Source organism: Rhodoplanes roseus, from assembly GCF_003258865.1.
Taxonomy (GTDB): Bacteria; Pseudomonadota; Alphaproteobacteria; order Rhizobiales; family Xanthobacteraceae; genus Rhodoplanes; species Rhodoplanes roseus.
In genome coordinates this window covers 1-4,330 of sequence record NZ_NPEX01000392.1, presented here as the reverse complement: position 1 = coordinate 4,330, position 4,330 = coordinate 1, and the positions used below count along the sequence as shown (strand labels likewise).

General features: G+C 71.3%; 4 protein-coding genes. 1 reads left to right on the top strand and 3 read right to left on the bottom strand.

Annotated elements, in window-relative coordinates; genetic code table 11:
• Window positions 1–142: 142 nt before the first annotated feature.
• The 3 genes from CH341_RS28810 to CH341_RS28800 all read right to left on the bottom strand — a co-directional run bounded on the left by CH341_RS28810 (window position 143) and on the right by CH341_RS28800 (window position 2,803).
• Window positions 143–1,153 (bottom strand): threonine ammonia-lyase, encoded by a 1,011-nt coding sequence (locus CH341_RS28810; protein WP_111422639.1) that lies wholly within the window; start codon window positions 1,151–1,153, stop codon window positions 143–145.
• An 82-nt stretch (window positions 1,154–1,235) separates the two neighbouring features.
• Complete coding sequence (locus CH341_RS28805) at window positions 1,236–1,922, bottom strand: class I SAM-dependent methyltransferase (RefSeq protein WP_111422637.1); 687 nt, start codon at window positions 1,920–1,922, stop codon at window positions 1,236–1,238.
• 98 nt (window positions 1,923–2,020) lie between these two features.
• The gene (locus tag CH341_RS28800; protein WP_425376220.1) at window positions 2,021–2,803 is read right to left on the bottom strand and encodes a UDP-2,3-diacylglucosamine diphosphatase; all 783 of its coding nucleotides are present in this window, start codon (window positions 2,801–2,803) and stop codon (window positions 2,021–2,023) included.
• A gap of 146 nt (window positions 2,804–2,949) precedes the next feature.
• Between CH341_RS28800 and CH341_RS28795 the strand changes: the two genes are divergently transcribed.
• Window positions 2,950–4,080: a ceramide glucosyltransferase gene (locus CH341_RS28795; protein WP_111422631.1), complete on the top strand. Its 1,131-nt coding sequence runs from the start codon at window positions 2,950–2,952 to the stop codon at window positions 4,078–4,080.
• Window positions 4,081–4,330 lie beyond the last annotated feature (250 nt).

Sequence of the window (4,330 nt, the reverse complement as noted above, 5' to 3'; positions counted from 1 at the left end):
GGTGCCGCGCGGAGCGCGGCCTCGAAGGGCGACGGCCCGAACGCTGCGGCCGTTCATGACGCGAGGCTCGCTGCGCGAGCGCCTCGAGGATGACGGCATTGGGCTCGGCCGAACCGAAGCACTCCAGACGCGGCCGGCCGCCTCAGCTCGCGATCAACCGGCTGAACACGTCGGCGTCGACATTGCCGCCCGACAGGACGATCACGACGACCTTGTCGCGCGCCTCCACCTTGCCGGCGAGCAGCGCCGCGAGGCCGACGGCCCCGCCCGGCTCGACCACCAGCTTGAGCTCGTGGAACGCGAAGGCGACGGCGCGGGCGACCTCCTCGTCGGTGGCCACCACCCCGGCGACGCCCATCGCCAGATTGAGCGGGAACGTGAACTCGCCCGGCGTCGGCATCAAGAGGGCGTCGCAGATCGAGCCGCTCATCGCCGCGTTGCGCTCGCGCTTGCCGCTGGCGAGCGAGCGGGCGTAGTCGTCGAAGCCGGCCGGCTCAGACGTGTAGACCTGGGCGTTCGGCGCCTTCGCCTTGACCGCGATGGCGGTGCCGGCCGTGAGGCCGCCGCCCGAGGCGTTGACCAGCACGATGTCGGGCAGGAGCCCCTGCTGCTCGAGATCGATGATGATCTCGCGGCCGACCGTGCCCTGCCCCGCCACCACCAGCGGATGATCGTAGGGCGGCACCACGAAGGCACCGCGCTCCGTCGCGATCTTGCGGGCGATCGCCTCGCGGTCCTCGCGCACGCGGTCGTACAGCACCACCTCGGCGCCGTAGCCGGCGGTGCGCAGCTGCTTGCTCTTGGGCGAGTCGGCCGGCATCACGATCGTCGCCGGCATGCCGAGCAGTTGCGCGGCGGCGGCGACGCCCTGCGCGTGATTGCCGGACGAGAAGGCGACGACGCCGGCGGCGCGCTTTTCCGGCGGGATCGAGGCGCAGGTGTTGTAGGCGCCGCGGAACTTGAAGGAGCCGGTGCGCTGCAGCGTCTCGGGCTTGAGAAACACCCGGCCGCCGGTGCGCGCATCGAGCAGCGGCGAGGCGAGCAGCGGGGTGCGCACCGCGACGCCGGCGAGCCGCGCGGCGGCGGCCTCGATGTCGGCGACGGTCGGAGACGGCGGGAGGGCGGCGGAGGATTCAGGAGCGGTCGCGGTCATGGCCGCGACCCTATACCGGGCGCCCGAACCGCCGCAAGACGGCCGACCCGTCGCCCCACGCAGAGCCGTCGCGTGGCGACCACTAGGCTGCGGCGCGGGCCTGGGTGTCGGGCAGCCGGCGGAACCGCACCAGCGTGTAGACGCCGAGCGGCTTGATCGGCCGGCGCTCGACCAGCGCGACGGCGCCGTGGCGCTGCGCCCAGGCGGCGAGCCGGGCGAACGGAAACTCCGGCCGCAGCCCGAGCTTTCGCGATGGGCGCGCCAGCAGACGCTCGATCGCGGCGGAGAGGCCCTTCTCCGAGTAGAGATGGTTGACCAGGATGATCTCGCCGCCCGGCCGCACCACGCGGGCGCACTCGTCGAGCACGCGCTCGGGATCGGCCACCAGCGTGATCACGAACTGCGCCACCACGCAGTCGAACGCGCCCTCGCCGAAGGCGAGATCGGCCGCGTCCATCACCATCACGGACTCGACGTGAGGGAATTCTCCGGTGGCGAGCCGCTCCTGCGCCTTCGCCACCATCGGGGCCGACATGTCGATGCCGACCACCCGGGTCGAGCGGTCGTAGTCGGCGAAGGACAGGCCGGTGCCGACCCCGACCTCGAGGATGCGGCCGCCGACCTGGCGCGCCGCCGCCGCAGCGGCCCGCCGGCCGCTCTCGAAGATCGGCCCGCACACCATGTCGTAGAGCGGCGCCCAGCGGGCATAGGCCTTCTCCATGACGTGGCGGTCGGGATCCGCGAACGCATTCGCACGCGACTCGGGCATCGGACACTCCGTTGGGACGACACGATCAGAGCAGAGGGGAGCGCGCCGGCCTGGCGCCGGCGTATCGTCCGCGTCGGCCGCGGACCGAAAAGGTCGGCTCACGCCGCCTGGGCCGCGACGGGCGCGGTCTCGGGCTCGACGCTCTGCTCGCGCTGCGTCCAGGTGATGATCTCGAAGCGGCCGTCGAAATGCTCGGCGACGGCCGTGCAGCTCTCCACCCAGTCGCCGCAATTGATGTAGCGGACGCCGAAGCTGTCGTGCATCGTGGCGTGATGGATGTGGCCGCAGATGACGCCGTCGACGTCGTGGTGCTGCGCCTCGGCGGCCAGCGTCTTCTCGAAGTCGCCGATGTAGTTGACGGCGTTCTTCACCTTCAGCTTCGCCCATTTGGAGAACGACCAGTAGCCGAAGCCGAGCCGGCGCATCAGCCCGTTGAGCAGACGGTTGAGCATGATGGCGAGGTCGTAGGCCTTGTCGCCGAGCAGCGCCAGCCAGCGCGCCTGCGAGATCACGAAATCGAACAGGTCGCCGTGGATGACCAGATAGCGCTTGCCGGTGGGCGACACGTGGATGGCGTGCTCGACCACCTCGATGCCGCCGAAATGCGTGCCGTAGTAGCCGCGCAGGAACTCGTCGTGATTGCCCGGCACGTAGATCATGCGGGCGCCCTTGCGGCCCTTGCGCAGCAGCTTCTGGACGACGTCGTTGTGGGCCTGCGGCCAGTACCAGCTCGACTTCAGATGCCAGCCGTCGACGATGTCGCCGACCAGATAGACCGTGTCGGCCTCGTGCCAGCGCAGGAAATCGAGAAGCTTGTCGGCCTGGCAGCCGCGGGTTCCGAGATGCACGTCTGAAATGAACAGCGCGCGGAAGCGCCGCAATCCGTTCTCCGTCACGCTCCGCCCCCGTATGGAATGGTGATCATGACGGCGTTCTGGCAGAGTCCTGTTGCGGTTCGATGACGCATCGCGGCGCGACCCGACCCTCGCGTCATCGCTCCGTCATGCCGGCGTTGTAGTCGCCCGATATGACACTCCTCGGACTCGCCCTCGGCTTCTGCGCCCTGACCGTGCTCGTTCATGGCGCGAGCGTCGCCATCGCGGCGTATCGCTGCCGCGTTCGCCCGCGCCATCTGGCGCCGGCCCCCGGAACGCCGCCCGTCACCATCGTGCGGCCGGTCTGCGGCATCGAGAACTTCATCGCCGAGACGTTGGAGTCCACCTTCCGGCTCGACTACCCGGACTACGAGATCCTGTTCTGCGTCGCCTCGCCGGGCGATCCGGTGATCCCGGTGGTGGAGGATCTGATGCGCCGGCATGCCGGCGTGCCGGCCCGCCTGCTGATCGGCAACGACACGGTCAGCAGCAATCCGAAGCTGAACAACTGCGTCAAGGGCTGGCAGGCGGCGGCGCACGACTGGGTCGCCATCGCCGACTCCAACGTGCTGATGCCGCGCGACTACCTGCAGCGCCTCCTGATCACCTGGCGGGCCGACACCGGCCTGGTCTGCGCGCCGCCGGTCGGCAGCCGCCCGGACGGCTTCTGGGCCGAGGTGGAGTGCGCCTTCCTGAACACCTACCAGGCACGCGCCCAATACGCCGCCGACACGCTCGGCTTCGGCTTCGCCCAGGGCAAGACGCTGTTCTGGCGGCGCGCCGTGCTGGAGGCCGGCGGCGGCATCCGGGCGCTCGGCAGCGACGTCGCCGAGGACGCCGCCTCGACCAAGCTGGTGCGCGCCCAGGGCCTGCGCGTGCGCCTCGTCGATGCGCCCTTCGAGCAGCCGCTCGGCCGCCGCCGCGCCACCGAGGTGTGGCGCCGGCAGTCGCGCTGGGCGCGGCTGCGGCGGGCCTGCTTCCCGCTGTGGTTCCTGCCCGAGGTTCTCACCGGCGGCGTGCTGCCGGGGCTCGCCGTCGCGGTCGCCCTGCACCATCTCGGCGCGCCGGTGCTGCCGCTGCTGCTGGTGTTCTGGCTCGCCTGGTACGGCGCCGAGATGGCGCTCGCCCGCGCGGCGGGGTGGCATCTCTCGCCGTGGTATCCGCTTCACGGCCTCGTGCGGGACGCGATGCTGCCGGCGCTGTGGCTCGACGGCCTTCTCGGCTCGTCGTTCGAATGGCGCGGCAACGCCATCCGGGTCGAGGCCGACAGCCGCGCCGTGTGACGCGGCGCCCCCGCCCGTCCCTGCCCTCGGAACCTGTCGGCCCCGGCTCGACTTGGCCCGTGAGGACAGGACACCAGACCCGAACGGGCGGAAGCGAGATCATGGAACAGTTTCGAAGGAACAAGACCGCGATCGCGGTGGTGGCCGCGCTGGCGCTCGCCGGCGCCTCGACCCTGGCAATGGCCCAGGGCGGTGGCGGCGGAGGTGGTGGTGGCAGCGGCGGTGGGAGCGGCGGCGGCGCCTCGGGGGG

Coding starts and splice junctions, on each gene's coding strand:
- CH341_RS28810 (WP_111422639.1), bottom strand. CDS start 1,153: ATGACCGCGACCGCTCCTGAATCCTCCGCCGCCCTCCCGCCGTCTCCG.
- CH341_RS28805 (WP_111422637.1), bottom strand. CDS start 1,922: ATGCCCGAGTCGCGTGCGAATGCGTTCGCGGATCCCGACCGCCACGTC.
- CH341_RS28795 (WP_111422631.1), top strand. CDS start 2,950: ATGACACTCCTCGGACTCGCCCTCGGCTTCTGCGCCCTGACCGTGCTC.